The following is a 17,642-nucleotide window of genomic DNA, read 5'->3' as shown; positions in this document are numbered from 1 at the left end:
ACCTGCATTATGAAAATTAATGAGGCGCCCTTTTCGATTAGATTGTTAAATATGGCCAATGCAAATTATCTAAAGGGCAATCTAAATTATGGGAGGTATAAAAAATGCTTGGGATTACTCATTTACGACATATAAGCATGATAACTCCGAATTTCGACGATCAAGCAGAGTTTTATGAAAAGGTTTGGGGACTGGATAGAGTGGATGTTCCGGAAGAGGAGAATACGGTTTACTTCCGCGGGGCTGGACCGGAACATCATATTTTAAGCCTTCACAAGGGAGAAAAACGAGGTTTGCATCATATAGCTTTTGGCATGGTTGATAAAAATTCGGTGGATCGTGCAGCGGGTATATTACAATCGAAGGGCGTTCGAATTATTGAACCACCTGGATATTTGGATGAAGCAGGTGCCGGTTATGGCCTGCGGTTTATTGATCCGGAAAACCGCGTGATTGAGCTCTCGGCTTGGGTGGAAGTACAAACGTCTATTTGGAGCAAGAAAAATGTTGACCCAGTGAAATTGAATCATGTTGTAATGAACACGAAGAACTTAGATATGATCGTTGAGTTTTACACGGATGTACTTGGTTTTAAAGTTACTGATTGGAGTGAGCACCAAATGTCATTCCTGCGATGCAACAGGAAACATCACTCCATTGCCTTCAATCAAGATGAGCATGCGTCAGTCAATCATATCGCATACGAGGTCGATTCCGTGGATGAACTGATGCGAGGAATAAGCAATGTGCGAAAAGCGGGATTGTCAGAACTTTGGGGACCTGGACGTCATGGGCCTGGAGATAATATTTTCTGTTATTTTCAAGACCCAGGCGGTTTTGTTATGGAGTATACATGTTATCTGGAAACGATTGAAGATGAATCGGAGTGGAGAGCACGTGTATGGAAACGGGTTCCGCATTTAATGGATCAGTGGGGGATTGCAGGTCCGCCGAAACCCGAAGCCCGCAAAGCAATGGGAGGAGATCCCGATCCAGGCTGGGTTGATTCTCAGATAGATGAGTCAGTCATGGCGGAAAAATGAGGAGGATATTGATTTCCTCCCATTATTCTTGCGTAGTTAGGACATCGTTTAAGGAAAATGGCTTTGAGAAGGAGTGACGAGAGTGGATTTAGGATTGCAAGGAAAAGTTGCTGTCATAATGGGCGGCACGTCGGGCGTGGGATTAAAAACAGCAGAAATGTTTCTGGCTGAGGGAGCGAAAGTGGCTATATGCGGCAGAAGTGCAGAGCGTATGGAGAGTGCACAAACTCAATTGCTCTCATTTGGTGAAAAGGCAGATATTTTTGCATCAACATGTGATGTCACCTCTAAATCGGATGTGGATTCTTTCATTAATGGTACCGCTGAGAGGTTTGGCGGAATCGATATATTGGTGAATGCAGCCGGCCAAAGCGTGATGGGTCACTTTTTTGACATAACGGATGAGCAGTGGGAAGAACAGATTCAGTTAAAGTTCTTTGCCATCATATATGCCGTTCGTGCTTCGCATCCCCACTTAGTGAAAAGGGGAGGAGGGCGGATCATTAATATTAATGCAACGCTTGCTAAAGAACCTGAACGTCATATGGTAGCGACTGCAGCAGCAAGGGCTGGTCTCCTTAATTTAAGCAAAACCTTGTCCCAGGAATTGGCTTTTGACAATATATTGGTTAATTCAGTGAGTCTTGGATTGATCCGGACGGATCAATGGGAGCGAAGAAGATTGAAAAATGCACCTGATATGGACCCTGAAGAGTATTACGGAGACCTTGCGAAAAAACGGAATATCCCTCTTGGCCGTGTAGGTGAAGCGGAAGAAGTGGCCAGTGTCATCGTTTTCCTTGCATCAGACAAAGCAAGTTATGTAGCGGGTTCGACGATTGAGACGGCAGGAGCGATCGGAAAGGCACTATAAATATATTACTAAAAAAGGTAGGATAACGCGATGAAAATACAAGAAGAAATAGAGTTTACGACCGCCGATGCCATCGTAAAGGAGCTTGTTCAAGCAGGCGTGGAAGCTGCTTTCGGGATTGTCAGTATTCACAATATGCCAATCTATGATGCAATTCTTAGAGAAGGGAGCATCAAACTCATTTGTTCACGCGGTGAGAGCGGTGCCGTAAATATGGCTGATGGATATGCCCGTGCCACCGGAAAATTGGGTGTAGTAATTACAAGTACCGGAACAGGGGCAGGAAATGCTGCTGGTTCACTAGTGGAAGCATGGGCAGCTGGTGTCCCCCTTCTTCATCTTACCGGTGAGGTGGCTTCTTCTTATCTTGGTACAGGTAAAGGATACATACATGAGTGTAAAGACCAGCTTTCAATGATGAGCGGAGCTTGTAAAAATGCAGTGAGGCTTAGAAACCCTGACCAATCTGCAGCAGTGGTAAGGAAGGCGATCCAAGAAGCTTTAACTGCACCAACGGGTCCGGTTACAATGGAAATCCCGATTGACTTTCAATCGGCGATCATAGAAGATCTTTCACTTGAAGGGCTGAGGGCTTCAACACCTGAAACAATTTCATTGCCATTTATTCCTGAACAAGCCGTGCAAAAAATGATAGGTGCACGCCGTCCTGTAATATGGGCTGGTGGTGGAGTCATCAGTGCCAATGCTTCGCAAGAGCTGCAAAAATTAGCGGAACTCCTTGGTGCAGCGGTTATAACAAGTCAGTCAGGAAAAGGGGCGATTCCAGAAAACCATGAACAATGCATCGGACATTTTGCAGCATATGAAACAACAAAAGAGCTTTTAAGAAATGCAGATTTATTGATTAGCGTAGGTGTAAGGTTTAGGGGGAATGAAACATCCAACTGGAAAGTGCCTGTGCCACAAGAACATATAGCGATCGATGCGGATTGGCAGGCCATTAACCGTAACTATAAAGCTTCGTTAGGTTTGGTTGGCGATGCAAAAGATATGCTGGCTGCCATCATTCAAAAGCTCGAAGAACAGTCAGTTCATGCGGAACCTTCTTATTTACAAGAAGTTCTTTCGCTTAGAAATGAAGTGCGCTCTCAACTCAGGGAAACGCTTGGGCCTTATGAGCAATTTGTGGATGGCATGAGGGAGATATTACCGGACGATACTATTCTGGTTCGTGATGTAACCGTACAGGCAAACGTTTGGGGCAGCCGTTTATTTGAAATCTATGAACCGAGAACATCCATTCATGCATCAGGCGGCGGAATTGGTCAAGGTCTTCCAACAGCAATCGGTGCCCAAATGGGGTGTCAAGATAAAACCGTCGTTCTTATGGCTGGAGATGGTGGGTTTATGGTGAATGTCGGTGAAATGGTTACGGCAGCCGAAGAAAACTTACCAATTATCATCGTATTGTTCGATGACTCAGGCTATGGGGTTCTTCGCAATATTCAAACAGCCGCATATGGTCGGCAGGTAGCCGTTGATTTATTGAGTCCTGATTTTGTGAAACTGGCTGAGTCCATGCATTTTGATGCAGTGCGTATTGGTTCTGGAGATGAATTCATATCCGAACTGGAAAAGGCAAAGGAAAGACGTAAACCTTCAATGATCGTTGTTGATATGGAAGCTGTTGGGCCAATGGCCAAGCCATTTGGCGGACCGCCAGGAGCTGCAGAAGCATTCAAGCCCAAAAAACTATAAGGAGGATTGACAATGATTTCGACATACCCATTTGTTTCAGGGAAATATCTAGTTAATGGAGAATGGATAGAATTACCGGAGAAAGTCGATGTAGTAAATCCGGCAAATACATCGGAAGTAGTTGGCCAGGTGGCAAAATGCTCTGAAGAAATCGTGAATGACGCGATTGTAGCGGCAGAAAATGCATATGAAACGTGGTCTCGCTCTGATATCGGGGAACGGGCTAAACGGATGAACACTGCGGCAGAAGAACTCTCAAAAGTTATCGAGGAAAATGTTACAGTGTTTGTACGTGAAAATGGCAAAACACTTGTTGAAGCTAAAAAGGATTTACTGCGCTGTGTTGAAGTCATGAAGGGCTGTGCAGCAGAGTTACTTGATTGGTGGAAGCCTGAAGTGCTCCCTGGTAATCAAAAAGTCCAGATCCGAAGAAGGGCAAGAGGTGTCACGGCAATAATCACACCGTGGAATTCTCCGATGATATTAACATTTAAACGGGTTATACCTGCGGTTTTGGCAGGCAATGCCGTTGTCGTAAAACCTGCAACGAATTGTCCTTTAACGATAATGACCTGTTTAAAAGTAGTTGCTGAACAATTTCCTCCAGGAGTCATCAATATAGTCTCAGGATCAGGAAAAGCAATTGGCGACATACTATGTTCCGATTCACGCGTACGGACATTGGCGTTTGTCGGAAGTACGGAAACCGGAAAAGATATCATGCAGAAATCAGCTGCAAATCTGCAAAAAGTATATATGGAACTTGGCGGAAATGATCCTGCCATCATTTTGGAAGATGCCAATATGGATGAAACCGCTATCAAACGTTTGAGGATGGGGATTTTACGAGCAGCGGGTCAGGTCTGTTCTGCAGTAAAAAGAGTGTACGTCCAAAAATCACGTTATGAAGAGGTTGTGGAAAAGCTGACCAAAGAGTTTAGCCGGATGGTAATAGGTGATGGCATTCAGCCTGACGTGACCATGGGTCCATTGAATAATAAAGCACAATATGACTTTGTGAATGGCTTGATCGAACGTACCGCTAAATCAGGAGGAAATATAATCACGACTGGCATTCAGTTGAATCCTGAGACTTGGGATAAAGGTTATTATATGCTTCCTTCCATTATTACTGGTGTCGATCAGCAGAGCGAATTGGTTCGGGTAGAACAATTTGGACCCATCATTCCAATTTTACCTTTCAATGATATTGATGAAGCTGTAAAATTAGCGAATGATAGTGAGTTTGCGCTGCGTGCATCTGTTTGGACCGAGAATGAAGATATCGCTGTCGAAATGGCAGATCGCCTTGAAGCTGGTGCGGTTTTCCATAATAATCATACTGTTTTCAGCGACTTGGCTCTGGATTTCCCTGGCTTAAAAGAAAGTGGTGTTTCCCGGGAAACAAGACATTGCGGGTTGGAATTCTTTGCGGACTCATACGGGTTTGCTGATTGAGGAAGGATGAAACTAGATGAAATTAGGTTTAATCGGGTGCGGTAATATCGGGAAATTTCTGCTTCAGGCCATTAATAACGACGGGCTACTTCCAGGTGGGGAAATTGTTGCGATTTATGCCCGCCGTGAAGAAATAGCGGCACAACTAGCTGAAGAATTCAGGACACAGCCATATAGTGATGTCGATGAACTTCTTAAATCCGAAGTAGATTTAGTCATAGAGGCTGCAACGATCGAAGCAGCTGAAGAGTATGCATTGAAAGTGCTTAAAAGCGGGAAGGATCTCTTGCTAAGCAGCATTGGCGTGATGGCGAATCCTGCCTTTGAAGAACAATCAAATCAGATTTGCAAAATCAATAACGTGAATATTCTCCTTCCGTCTGGTGCGATTGGAGGTCTCGATGTCCTTAAGTCGGCAAAAGCGGTGAATGGCCTTGAATCTGTTTGCATCACCACAAGAAAACCGCCAAACGCATTGCCTGCAGGTTCTACAGTGACAGAAGAAACGGTATTATTTGAAGGATCTGCTGCAGAAGCGATTAAACAGTTTCCGAGAAACATTAATGTTGCGATTGTGCTGTCCTTGGCTGGTCTTGGATCTGAAAAGACGAAAGTGAAAATCATTGCCGATCCAAATGTGTTAAAAAACAATCACCTGATAGAAGCGTCAGGTTCGTTCGGGAAACTGAAACTGGAAGTGGAAAATGATCCGATGCCAAATAATCCGAAAACGAGTTATCTAGCGGCATTAAGTGTTTTGGCTACTCTGCAAAATAAGGAAAAGAGCGTTCAAATCGGGTAAAGACTTATTATTTAAAGCTTGGAAGGGAGAGAAAAAGTATGCTTAAAACTGATAAATCCTTAGAAGAAATGTCGAAACAGCAAGTTATTAACTATCTGAACGAAACGGTTAAACCAGAGGAAGGCGCTATACCTGCATACCTCCTTGGAGACCCAAAGGTTTATGATATAGAACATGAAAAAGTGTTTTTGAAAACATGGGTTTTTATCGGTCATGATTCTGAAGTACCCAACAAAGGAGACTTCATGACCCGTGAACTGGCTGGCTACTCGCTCATCATCACTCGTGATGCTGAAGGGGAAATCAGGGCGTTTTATAATATGTGCACACATCGCGGAATGAAACTATGCCGTGCAGATAAAGGGAACAAGTCATTATTTACGTGTCCTTACCATGGGTTTAATTTCAAAAACACTGGTGAGCTCGTAGGGGTGCCATTACAAAAGGACATATATGGGGGCAACCTTGACCGGGCGGAAATGGGCCTTCACAAAGTGAAGATTGAATCCTATAAAGGTCTTTTATTTGGAACTTGGAATGAAGATGCAGAGCCGCTTGAAGAGTTTCTTGGAGACATTAAATGGTATTTGGATATACTCGTAGGTCGTGCAGAAATGGAAGTAATCGGGGTTCCGCAAAGATTCGTTGTTAATTCCAACTGGAAAGTTGGTTCCGATAACTTTGTTGGTGATTCCTATCATACGATGGTCACACACGGATCCATTGCCAAACTGGGCATGGTGCCCAATGCTACCTATTCAAAGCGTGGTTTTCAAATCCATACGGATAACGGGCATGGACTGAACTTAGGGACACCTAACCCTGAATTCGCTTTCCCGGAAGAATTGAAAGATGAATTTAAAACTAATTTGTCTGAAGAACAATATGGAGTGTTATCAAACTTAAAGAATATGATTGGGAACGTTTTCCCCAACTTATCATTTTTAATATCCCATACAAAAATCAAAGACCAATTCATCTCCAACACTTCAATTAGAATGTGGCGGCCAATCGGTCACAATAAAATGGAAGTGATCGCTTGGATGCTCGTGGAAAAGAACGCCTCCCAAGATTGGAAAGATAGATCAAGAGATTCATTTATATTGACCTTTAGCCCATCCGGTATTTTCGAACAGGATGATACGGAAGTGTTTACGGATATTACTGAAGCAGCCCAAGGCCCAATGCCTTTCCTAAAGAATTTAACCTACAATTATACAATGGGGCTTCATCGTGAACCAGTTGATTTTATAGGACCGGGTGTTGCTTACGATGATAAATTCACTGAAGCGAGCCAAAGGAATTTTTACAAGTACTGGCTTGAATTAATGACGAAATAATAAGCGGGAGGGGGAACGGAAATGAATGTGGAGAAAATGTTGCTCAAATGTGAATTTGAACAGTGGCTGTATGATGAAGCTCAACTACTGGATAATATTGAATTTGATGATTGGTTCGATTTAATGCACTCGAGCTTGCGTTATCAAATGCCTGTCCGTGTTAATAAAGAAGGGGTGGAACGCCCGGATTATTCAACGGAGATGTTTACATTTAATGATGATATTGAGCTGCTTAAACTGCGCGTGGATCGTTTGAAAACGGATTATGCTTGGGCGGAAATACCGCCGTCAAGAACACGGCGTTTTGTCTCTAATGTACGCGTTAAAGACTTTGTTGAAGGTGAAAAGGCAGTCGTCAAGAGCTATCTGCTTATCTATCGAAGCCGCAGCACGGATATTCAACATGATTTGATTTCGGGGGAACGAAATGATGAATTCATTTTCGAAGAAGGTAAATGGAAACTTTCCAAACGGATATTCATTGTTGATCAATCAACGATAAATACCAGAAATCTTGCTATCTTCGTATAATTATTGACTTGGATAAAAAGAGATAACAAGGAGGCTGGTTACAATGGCAATGGCGTTAAAGGATAAAGTAGTGTTGATTACAGGGGGCAATTCAGGTATCGGAGAGGCTGTCACTAGACGTTTTATACAAGAAGGGGCAAAAGTCAGCATCATCGGCCGCTCGATAGAAACGCTAAAGAAAATGAAAGAGGAATTTGGTGAAGAGATTCTCATTAACCAAGGCGATGTAAGCATATATGAAGACAATGAGAGGGCTGTCCAGGCCACAGTCGAGCAATTTGGAAAGCTGGACGTTTTCGTTGCTAATGCAGGTGTCTTTGATGGATTTGCTAAATTTGCCGACGTAACACCCGATGCACTTTCCGAAGCATATGATTTTCTAATCGATATTAACGTTAAAGGATCTTTCTTCGGTGCTAAAGCGGCTCTTGAAGAATTGCAAAAATCGAATGGAAATATTATTTTCACCGTATCCGGTGCTAGTTTTTATCCGGATGGCGGTGGGGTGTGGTACACAGCAAGCAAGCATGCCCAAATAGGGTTGATGCGCCAACTTGCCTTTGAACTTGCTCCTAACATTAGGGTGAATGCTGTAGCACCTGGTGGCACTCTGACAGCATTATCGGTCATTCCTCCCCTACGTCCATTCGTTAAAATAGTGGATAATGAAACGAAGGCAAATAGCATTAAAAAAAGAAACCCTCTTCAGCTTGCACAGATGCCCGAAGATCATGTAGCTGCATATGTCCTGTTAGCATCGGACGCAGCACGTGCAATTACCGGCGAAGTCATATCCAGTGATGGAGGATTGTCAGTTCGCGGACTGGGTTGAGTACATTACAAAATAAACTATGGGAAGAAGGTTTATAAGTATGGCTGAATCACTATTGGGCAATAGGAATATTAATCAACTCGCATTTGTTGTAAAAGATATTGAAGCTGCTAATATAGCTTTCACGAGACTGCTAGGCATTAAGAAGTCAGAACCATTTCTAACTGGTGACAGTTCTGTTTCAAAAGTCACTTTTAGAGGTGTACCAACGGAATCACAATCCAAACTGGCTTTTTTGAATACACCAACCGTCCAATTTGAACTAATAGAACCCGATAAAAATCCAGGAACGATGCGTGAGTTCCTGGATGAAGTAGGTGAAGGGATCCACCATATAGCTTTTGACGTGGACTCTATCCAAAAGAGGCTGCCAATCATGGAGAGAAGCGGATACCCAGCTTTGCAAACGGGTGAATTCACTTCAAGTGACGGCCGGTATGTATATGTGGATACACTGGATGATCACAAAACGTTAGTTGAACTGCTTGAAAGTTCAGAGCCAAGAAAAACGGCATGGGAGAGACCAGAAGATGCAAGCGTTCAGCCGCTATTAGGGACTAACAAAGTGGAACAGCTTGCGTTAGTTGTAAAAGACCTGGATGCTGCTGCAGATGCATATTGTAAGTTGTTGGGTATTGAAAAACCTCCCATCATTCATTCTGGTTCAACCGATATTACAAACGTGATTTACAAAGGGAAGCCCACTGAAGGAAAATCAAAATATATGTTCATCGATACCCCGTTAATTCAAATTGAATTGATCGAGCCGGGCGAATCACCTAGTACGTGGAAAGATCATCTTGAAACATATGGTGAGGGTGTTCACCATATCTCTTTTGTCGTAAAAGACATGGAGGATAAAATGAAGATGTTAGAAGAAATGGGCTATCCGGTCATACAGACAGGAAACTTTTTTAACGGAAAGGGCCGATATGCCTATATGGATACAACATCGACCTATAAAGTGATTATTGAATTGTTAGAACGTTTTGATGGGTAAACATGTAACAATTGATCATTAATTAGGTTTCCGGATACAAATGTCAGAGCACTTGGAACTTACATAATCAGGAATAACGAACTCCAGTAGTCATTAAATCGAAAATCTAGCCATTTTCTCTCCTAATCAACTGATTAACTTTCTAGACAAGTGAAACCGTAAAAAGCATATACAAGGCAATGGGCAGGAAGGGGACTTCAACCATGGCCTTGTACGGTTGGCATAATAGTGAAAAATTTAACAACAAAATGGAAAAAACAATTGACAAATAATTCGGAATATTAATATTATTGAAAGTAGTTAGTGGCTTGAATTTTTTTAAACTAAGATGTATACATGTATGCATGTGAAAAAGTAAGGAGCAATAGGTTAAAAAAATATGTAAAAGTGGGGGCGGAAAAATGGAGATATCCGGAAAAATAAACTTTGTTTATAGCGCAGAAGTGATTTGGGAAGCCATGCATAATCCGGAATTGCTCAAGAATGCTATTCCAGGTTGTCATGACCTTTCATTAGTTGCAGATGGCGAATATGATGTTGAACTTAAGCTTGGTGTTGCAGCTGTAAAAGGTGACTACACGGGAAAGGTGAAATTGAAGGATTTGGAAGTGCCTTATCAGTATATTTTAAATGCTGAAGGCAGCGGGAAGCCAGGTTTTGTCTCAGCTGAAATGGACTGTAAAATTATTCCTGATGGTGATGGTTGTCAATTGATTTGGGAATGCAACGCGGATATAGGTGGAATGATCGCTGGTGTGGGAAGCAGGGTTATTGGTGGTATTGCAAAATTCATGGCAGGTAAATTCTTTAAGGATATGGAGAAACAGTTAAAAACTCATCAAAGAATTTAATGCCGGTCATTCAAACCATTTAAAAGGTGTATCACGAATGGAGGGGTTCCTATCAAACCAGCTATGTTTAATTACCTTCGGCCTTCGAGTTTGGAAGAAGCTGTGCACTATTTATCAGAATACGGGGAAGATGCGAAAATTTTATCCGGCGGACAAAGTTTGATTCCATTATTGAATATGAGACTTTCAACGCCAAAATACTTGATTGATATAGGCAGGGCTGAGGAGTTGAGCTATATAAAAGAAGATGGTGAATCACTGGTCATCGGTGCTTTGACGAAACACAGGGAAATTGAAAAATCCGAGTTGGTTAAGGAGAAGTGTCCATTGTTATCGGATGCGATCCGGTGGGTAGGCCATGAACAAATACGCAATCGGGGAACTGTTGGTGGCAGCATCGCCCATGGTGATCCATCTGCGGAGCTACCATGCGTTTTAACCGCTTTAAGAGGAGAAGTAGTCATTGCCGATGTAAACGGCGAAGAAATAGTAAGCCCTGAAGAGTTCTTCCTTACCTATATGCTTACATCCTTACAGCCGGATCAATTGGTTAAAGAGATTCGGTTCCCGATATTAAAGCCGTCTAGTGGATCGGCATTTGTTGAAGTGGCCAGAAGGCATGGTGATTTTGGTCTGGTTGAGGTGGCTGCGGTAGTTGATCTAAGTGAAGATGGAAGTTTTTCTGAGGTTAAATTAGCCATAGGTGGCGTGAATTCCGTTCCTACAGCTTTAGGGGATGTGGAAAGGCTTTTGGTTGGAAAGGAACTGACTGAGGAAATTTATAAGGATGCGAGTGTTTTAACAATGGAGATGATAGAACCTGAATCCGATCTCCATGGTACTGCTGAATATAGAAGGGAACTATCTGGTACGATGGTCATCCGGGCCTTAAAGCAAGCGACCATTCGTGCAAAAGGGGGCAGGGTGATGTGATGGATGGAGTTAAGATAAATCTAAAAGTAAACGGACAAGATATATCGAGGGAAGTAGAATCTAGATTGCTATTATCGGATTTTATCAGGGAGAGCCTGTACCTTACTGGAACACATATTGGCTGTGAACATGGAGTTTGCGGAGCTTGTACAATCCATGTTAACGGTGATCCAGTCCGCTCATGTTTAATGCTTGCAGTTCAAGCGGATGGATGTGAAGTCAAGACGGTGGAGTCACTTATCCAGGAGAATGGGAAGCTTAATCACCTACAGCAAGCATTTTCGGATAATCATGCCCTGCAATGCGGATTTTGTACTCCAGGATTTTTGATGACGGTTTCAGGTTTCCTGGAAGAAAATTCAAACCCTTGTGAAGAAGAAATAAAAAAATGCATTTCAGGAAATTTATGTAGATGCACCGGTTACTCCAACATTATTAAAGCTGTGAAGCAGGCTGCGCAAACTGTGTCCAAATAAGGAGGGAACAGGCATGACAAAATACGTTGGCCAAAGTGTTAAGCGGAGGGAAGATTATCGTTTGGTTACAGGAACAGGGCAATTCGTGGGAGATATCCGAATGGCAAATATGGTTGAAGCAGTCTTTGTCCGCAGCACACATGCACATGCCACAATCAAAGGAATTGATATCTCCGAAGCTCAGGCATTGGAAGGGGTGCATGTCATTCTCACTGGATTGGATATAGATGGAATCATAAAGCCTCTTGTCCAATTTGAATCACATTGTACTTTGCCTCCCAATCTAGAGGAAGCGATCAATCCCACTATCCATTATTGTTATGAAGATGTCCTGGCAAAGAATAAGGTGATGTATGTAGGGCAACCCATTGCAGTCGTCGTTGCTGATAACAGGTATGTGGCCGAAGATGCAGCAGATTTAATAAAAGTGGAATATGAAACGCTAACAGTGGTTGTCGATCCATTCAAGTCATTGGAAAAAGGCGCACCATTGATTCAAGAGCATTTACAGAATAACGTCCAGTCAGACTTCCATGTTACGACTGGAAATGCTGTACAGTCCCTTAAAGATGCAGATCAAATTCTCAAGGCAAGAATCCAAACGCCTAGAGTTTCTTCCAACCCTCTCGAAACGAGGGGGGTCGTTTCCACCTATGAAAACCGTACAGATCAATTTCATGTTTATTCTTCCACTCAACTTCCTTTTGAGGTTAGAACTTATATTGCTAGATCATTGGATTTGGTTGAACAGCAAATCAGGGTGACTGCACCTGACGTAGGTGGTGGTTTCGGACCAAAAGGTGGGGTTCACCCAGAAGAAATCTTAATTCCATATCTTTCGAAGTTATTGAAGAGACCTGTCAAGTGGATTGAAGACCGTCTAGAACATATGACAAGTGCCCGCCATTCACGGGATCAAATCCATGATGTTGAGGTTGCTTTTAACCTGGATGGCACTATTTTGGGAATTAAAGATCACTTCATTATAGATAGTGGTGCTGTAAATTATTTTGGATTAACATGTGCCTACAATAGTGCCTACCATTTAAGGGGAGCATATAAGATTCCAAACTATGATGTTACTTGCCAGATTGTCTTAACGAATAAAACACCGAATGTTCCATTCCGGGGAGCAGGAAGACCAGAGGTCGTTTTCGTAATGGATCGAATTATCGATATGGTCGCTAGAAGGTTGAAAAAAGATCCAGTGGAAGTAATGCGAAAGAACATGATTCAAGCGGAGGATATGCCTTATGACCAAGGGATTTTGGTTAAAGATGGTGCAAAGCTGATTTATGATAGCGGGGACTATCCCGCTGCATTGGACCAAGGTTTGAAAATGATTGATTACGAAGGATTTAGAGAGCAGCAAAAAGAGTTGAAGAAGCAAGGAAAGCTAGTCGGTGTCGGCATTTCCACTTATGTAGAAGGAACCGGTGCTGGTCCATTCGAAAGTGCTTATGTCACGATTGATGGCACCGGTCAGGTCGTGGCATACCTTGGATCATCTCCGCAGGGGCAGGGTCACGAAACGGTATTCTCCCAAATCTGTGCGGATGAATTAATGCTTAGCCCAAATGATATTACAATAAGGGTCGGGGATACAACGAACTTGGCCTTTGGGGCTGGAACATACGCTAGCCGGAGTGCAGTAAATGCTGGATCGGCCATTCAAATTGCTTCAGCGAAATTAAGGGGAAAAATATTGGCCGTCGCAGCTGCCATGCTTGAAGTTGAATCATCTGATTTACAAATGGAAAATGGCAAAGCCTTTGTTAAGACCAACCCTGAAAATTGTGTGACCTATAAGGAAATTGCTAAAGCGGCACGTCCAGGAAACAGATGCAAGGTGCCTGTTGGAATGGAGCCAGGCCTGCAAGTCACACATTACTTCGTTCCGCCCACTGTTACTTTTTCATCGTCCGTCCACATAGCCCTGGTGGAAGTGGATAAGGAAACAGGTTTTGTCGAGTTGAAAGGTTATAGTGTGGTTCATGACGCAGGAAAGGTCATCAATCCAATGATCGTGGATGGTCAAGTGCAGGGTGGCATAGCCCAGGGAATTGGTGCAGCTCTATATGAAGAAGTCGTTTACGATGAGAAAGGCCAACTTTTGACTGGGTCTTATATGGATTATTTATTGCCGACATCCATGGAAATCCCGACTGTAGAAAAGTCCCATCAAGAATTCCTCTCTACCAGAAATCCACTTGGCATCAAGGGAGTAGGTGAAGGTGGAGCCATTTCCCCGCCTGCAGCCATTGCGAATGCGGTTGTTGATGCGCTCGATCCATTAGAAGCCACGATCAATCAATTGCCCATTAGCCCAAGCAAACTCCGTAATTGGATTAAGGAAGCGGAAAGGAAAAAGTTCAAAATCGAAATAGGTTAAAAAATTCGTTTAGCAGTTCAGAATTCATTGTTGATGGATTATACCCTATACCATGACAGAATGACAGACAAGCATGAAAATGGAAGGTGTAAATAGGGAATTACACTAGTTACGAACATTTCATGATAATAGGGGCTGATTTTTTTGAATAATTTAAATCCACAACTGCATGATCCATCGGGCAAAATGACGAATACCCGTTGGTTCTTCACGGCTTTTCCTTTGCTTGTTCTTTTCACTATTTCCATGATGGATAAGGCAAATATTAATATTTTGCTTGCCAGCAAGCCTTTTTTAACTGATTTGGGCATTGATGGTAATTTAGTGAAAGGAACACTTAGCAGCATATTTTTAGTGACTTATGCTTTTGGTCAATTAGCTTGGGGCTTCATCGTTGATAAGATAGGTGCACTGCGCAGCGGTTTCATCGGGATCGCACTGTGGGCATTTGCGATGGTTTTAGGTGGAATGGCCGATTCCATCAGTGCGATTTTATGGTCCAGGGCCATATTGGGAATCGGTGAAGGGGTCCTGTATCCAATGGCATTGAAATTAACCTCAAGCTGGTTCCCACAGAATGAACAAGCAAAGGCACAGACAACTTGGTATAACGGAAATGCGATAGGACCGATTCTTGGGCTCCCGCTAATAGCAATCATAGCGTCCACATATGGCTGGCGGGAAAGCTACTTCATACTTGCGGCATTATCTGTCGTTTGTTTGATTTTATTCTTGATTATGACAAGAGATAATCCGGCTAAGCATTATGCGGTTAATTCAATGGAATTAAACTATAACCAAAAAGTAGGGGGAACTCCAACAGCTAGTAAAGATAATGTTAAAGCGGTTCTTGCGAATCCGATGTTCTGGATCTTAACGATTGTTTATTCTTGCATTTCCATTGCCTATTATGGGATTTCGACCTTTTTACCAAGTTATTTGACAGAAGAAAAAGGGATTGCTTTTGTAAATTCCGCTGTTATAAATGCCGGTGGATTCGCATTAGCCATTATTGTACAAGTGGTGGCTGGGTTCCTTTCGGATCGATTCATGAAGAGGGCGATTTTTGTAGGCGGGGCGTGTGGGCTTATCATCATTTTCATGCTTTTCTCCCTTTTCACTACTAATAGCACTGTTGCTGTCGTCTTGAGCATTTTATTGATTGGTCTTTTGTTTATGCCAGCTGCCCTTACCATGACCATGCTTCACCGTGTCTCTTCACCCGAGGTAATGGGGAGCATCAGTGGGGTTTTCGGCTGTGTATCTTATTTAATTGCAGCTCTTGGACCCATGGTTGTCGGTTTATTCAGTCAAATGAGCGGTTCATATAATGGCGGGTTTATTGCCCTTTTATGTTTTGTTACCCTCTCTCTTTTCTTAAGTGTTTTCTTAGTCAGAAAAGGATATTAGTGCTCTGATTTAAATCATTGAAAATGAATGATGGGGAAGAGAGACAAATAGGGCATTTTCCATTTGTCTCCCTTTTTCTGCTTCCAAATATGTGGATACCAGATTTAGAGGAGGGGGGTTAAGGATGTCAAGGTTACAAGAATTAAAAGACGTGTTGGAAAATATAAGTTCCGCATGGGAGCGCCACGAAAAAGCAGCAATGGTCATGCAGATAGGTGTCAAGGGTTCAGCATATAGACTTCCAGGTGCAAAAATGATGATGGCATCGGACGGTCGTATGTTTGGCACGATAAGTGGCGGATGTTTGGAAAGCGATTTATATGGCTGGGCGGAAAAAGCTATGGAAACCAACACTTGCGTTACACACCTATATGATTTGAGCGAGAATGAAATTTGGGGGCTAGGAATAGGTTGTAAAGGTAAATTGGAGATATTTATCCTTCCTATTGAGCCAAATGACGAATTCTGGATGATGACAAATCAAATTGTCCAGAAAGGTCAGAAATTCACCATGATATTGGATGTATCCTCCGGTAAAGGTTTAATCGTCGATAAATATGGCAACCTCATTGGAAATCATGAAAGTGTGCCATCTGGAGTCATTGAAAAAGCAAGGATGGTAATGGATACACAAACCCGAGCAGAATTGGTGAATCTGGAGGGAAAACGATATCTAATTGATGCTATTAAGCCAAGTGAACAATTGATTATTGCCGGGGCTGGCCGGGATGCTGTTCCAGTTGTCGAATTGGCAGCAAAAGCTGGGTTTTCCGTAACGGTATTGGATTCACGCAAGAATTTCAATAATGATCGCTTGTTTCCATTGGCTTCTAATTTGCAAAAATGCCCAGATGAAATAGACCCTACTGAATTTACTGGATCATGGTGGGTAGTCATGAATCATATCCAGTCCTTAGATGAGAAAATCCTACAAGTGGCTTTGAAAAGTGATCCACGATATATTGGGGTGCTTGGCCCAATCTCCCGTACAACGGAAATGCTTAATACAATTGGAGAAGACTTCAACAGCGGTCCAATCCACTCACCAATTGGTTTGGATATCGGTGCTGAAACGATGGAAGAAGTTGCACTAAGTATTGTGTCGGAATTGATGTCTGTTAGAAATGGAAGAATTCCTGCACCTTTGCATGGCAAAGTAAAGATTCATGCCTAAAGTAGGCGCGATCATACTTGCGGCAGGCATGTCGACTCGAATGGGTGAACCTAAACTGTTACTTTCTTTGCGGGGCCAACCTCTATTTCTTCATGCCATTGATTCTATCCTTGGCAGCCACATGCAGCCCATCTATTTGGTTGCCGGTAAATATATAGAAGAAATGCGTCAACATAGTGAAGACTATCCAGAATTGAAGATTATTCATAATCCGAATTATGCAGATGGAATGTCCACTTCTCTAAAACTTGGAGTTCAATCCATCAAAGAACATGTGGATGCAGTCATGATCTTCCTTGCGGATCAGCCCCTTATTTCACGTGAAATCATACTATCTTTAATAGATAAATATATTGAGTGTAAAGATGAAGGAGTGCGGATCGTTCGACCAAAAGGGGAGGTAGGACATCCGATACTAGTGGATGCAGTATTACTCAATGAATTCCATTCAATAGATGGTGATCAAGGTGGTAAAAGCATCATCAAAAAATATGATGCGGTGACCGAGACCGTTTCATTTGACAATTCGATGTGGGGATTTGACATTGACACGCCTGAAGACTTCCAAAAAGTAAAATTGCATTTGGATTCATCATGCAAAACAGTTGATATGAAATAAATGATCCTGAACGGAATACCAAGTTCGGCCGAATAAACCATTGGAAGGTTGGAAAAAGCAGCGGAACCGGAAAAAGAGAGGGAAGGCCGATATAATCCCCTAATCGTTCGAAATGCTGCCTTGAAGAGTTATATATTAAAAGGGTTCCTACAATTGCGGACTGAATACTCGCAGTTAGGCACCCTTTA

At 42.6% G+C, this 17,642-nt stretch carries 16 protein-coding genes; all 16 read left to right on the top strand.

The genetic code is table 11. The features are described 5' to 3' along the window. Positions 1 to 104 precede the first annotated feature (104 nt). Positions 105 to 1,043, top strand: a complete 939-nt coding sequence (locus J7J00_RS00675; protein ID WP_214786580.1) for a VOC family protein — start codon at positions 105 to 107, stop codon at positions 1,041 to 1,043. Positions 1,044 to 1,125: 82 nt separating this feature from the next. Continuing rightward, positions 1,126 to 1,917 (top strand): SDR family oxidoreductase, encoded by a 792-nt coding sequence (locus tag J7J00_RS00670; RefSeq protein ID WP_098371927.1) that lies wholly within the window; start codon positions 1,126 to 1,128, stop codon positions 1,915 to 1,917. Between the two features lie 30 nt (positions 1,918 to 1,947). Then, positions 1,948 to 3,636: a thiamine pyrophosphate-binding protein gene (locus tag J7J00_RS00665; RefSeq protein ID WP_214786578.1), complete on the top strand. Its 1,689-nt coding sequence runs from the start codon at positions 1,948 to 1,950 to the stop codon at positions 3,634 to 3,636. Positions 3,637 to 3,648: 12 nt separating this feature from the next. Next, complete coding sequence (locus J7J00_RS00660; protein WP_214786576.1) at positions 3,649 to 5,094, top strand: aldehyde dehydrogenase family protein; 1,446 nt, start codon at positions 3,649 to 3,651, stop codon at positions 5,092 to 5,094. A gap of 16 nt (positions 5,095 to 5,110) precedes the next feature. Then, positions 5,111 to 5,896, top strand: a complete 786-nt coding sequence (gene nadX / locus J7J00_RS00655) for an aspartate dehydrogenase (RefSeq protein ID WP_214786574.1) — start codon at positions 5,111 to 5,113, stop codon at positions 5,894 to 5,896. Between the two features lie 38 nt (positions 5,897 to 5,934). After that, entirely contained in the window at positions 5,935 to 7,236 is a 1,302-nt protein-coding gene (locus J7J00_RS00650; protein WP_214786572.1) for an aromatic ring-hydroxylating oxygenase subunit alpha, read from the top strand. Between the two features lie 21 nt (positions 7,237 to 7,257). Further along, the gene (locus tag J7J00_RS00645) at positions 7,258 to 7,767 is read left to right on the top strand and encodes an aromatic-ring-hydroxylating dioxygenase subunit beta (RefSeq protein ID WP_214786570.1); all 510 of its coding nucleotides are present in this window, start codon (positions 7,258 to 7,260) and stop codon (positions 7,765 to 7,767) included. A gap of 43 nt (positions 7,768 to 7,810) precedes the next feature. Then, positions 7,811 to 8,599, top strand: a complete 789-nt coding sequence (locus J7J00_RS00640; protein WP_286201115.1) for an SDR family NAD(P)-dependent oxidoreductase — start codon at positions 7,811 to 7,813, stop codon at positions 8,597 to 8,599. A gap of 40 nt (positions 8,600 to 8,639) precedes the next feature. Further along, entirely contained in the window at positions 8,640 to 9,599 is a 960-nt protein-coding gene (locus J7J00_RS00635) for a VOC family protein (RefSeq protein ID WP_214786568.1), read from the top strand. Between the two features lie 401 nt (positions 9,600 to 10,000). Beyond that, complete coding sequence (locus tag J7J00_RS00630; protein WP_214786566.1) at positions 10,001 to 10,450, top strand: SRPBCC family protein; 450 nt, start codon at positions 10,001 to 10,003, stop codon at positions 10,448 to 10,450. 63 nt (positions 10,451 to 10,513) lie between these two features. After that, positions 10,514 to 11,383 (top strand): FAD binding domain-containing protein, encoded by an 870-nt coding sequence (locus J7J00_RS00625; RefSeq protein ID WP_214786564.1) that lies wholly within the window; start codon positions 10,514 to 10,516, stop codon positions 11,381 to 11,383. Further along, complete coding sequence (locus J7J00_RS00620; protein ID WP_214786562.1) at positions 11,383 to 11,859, top strand: (2Fe-2S)-binding protein; 477 nt, start codon at positions 11,383 to 11,385, stop codon at positions 11,857 to 11,859. The genes J7J00_RS00625 and J7J00_RS00620 overlap by 1 nt, the downstream gene beginning before the upstream one ends. Positions 11,860 to 11,872: 13 nt before the next feature. Next, positions 11,873 to 14,251, top strand: a complete 2,379-nt coding sequence (locus J7J00_RS00615) for a xanthine dehydrogenase family protein molybdopterin-binding subunit (RefSeq protein ID WP_214786560.1) — start codon at positions 11,873 to 11,875, stop codon at positions 14,249 to 14,251. A gap of 144 nt (positions 14,252 to 14,395) precedes the next feature. Beyond that, positions 14,396 to 15,661, top strand: a complete 1,266-nt coding sequence (locus tag J7J00_RS00610) for an MFS transporter (RefSeq protein WP_214786558.1) — start codon at positions 14,396 to 14,398, stop codon at positions 15,659 to 15,661. A gap of 124 nt (positions 15,662 to 15,785) precedes the next feature. Next, on the top strand, positions 15,786 to 16,835 hold the full coding sequence (locus J7J00_RS00605) for an XdhC family protein (protein WP_214786556.1): 1,050 nt from the start codon (positions 15,786 to 15,788) through the stop codon (positions 16,833 to 16,835). Further along, entirely contained in the window at positions 16,828 to 17,454 is a 627-nt protein-coding gene (locus tag J7J00_RS00600) for a nucleotidyltransferase family protein (protein ID WP_214786555.1), read from the top strand. Before J7J00_RS00605 ends, J7J00_RS00600 begins: the two co-directional genes overlap by 8 nt. Positions 17,455 to 17,642 lie beyond the last annotated feature (188 nt).

Source organism: Bacillus sp. ISL-4, from assembly GCF_018613275.1.
In the GTDB taxonomy this organism is placed as follows: Bacteria; Bacillota; Bacilli; order Bacillales; family DSM-1321; genus Peribacillus; species Peribacillus simplex_E.
Note: the sequence above shows the minus strand (reverse complement) of the source record. Positions and strands in the feature narration are given on the sequence as shown.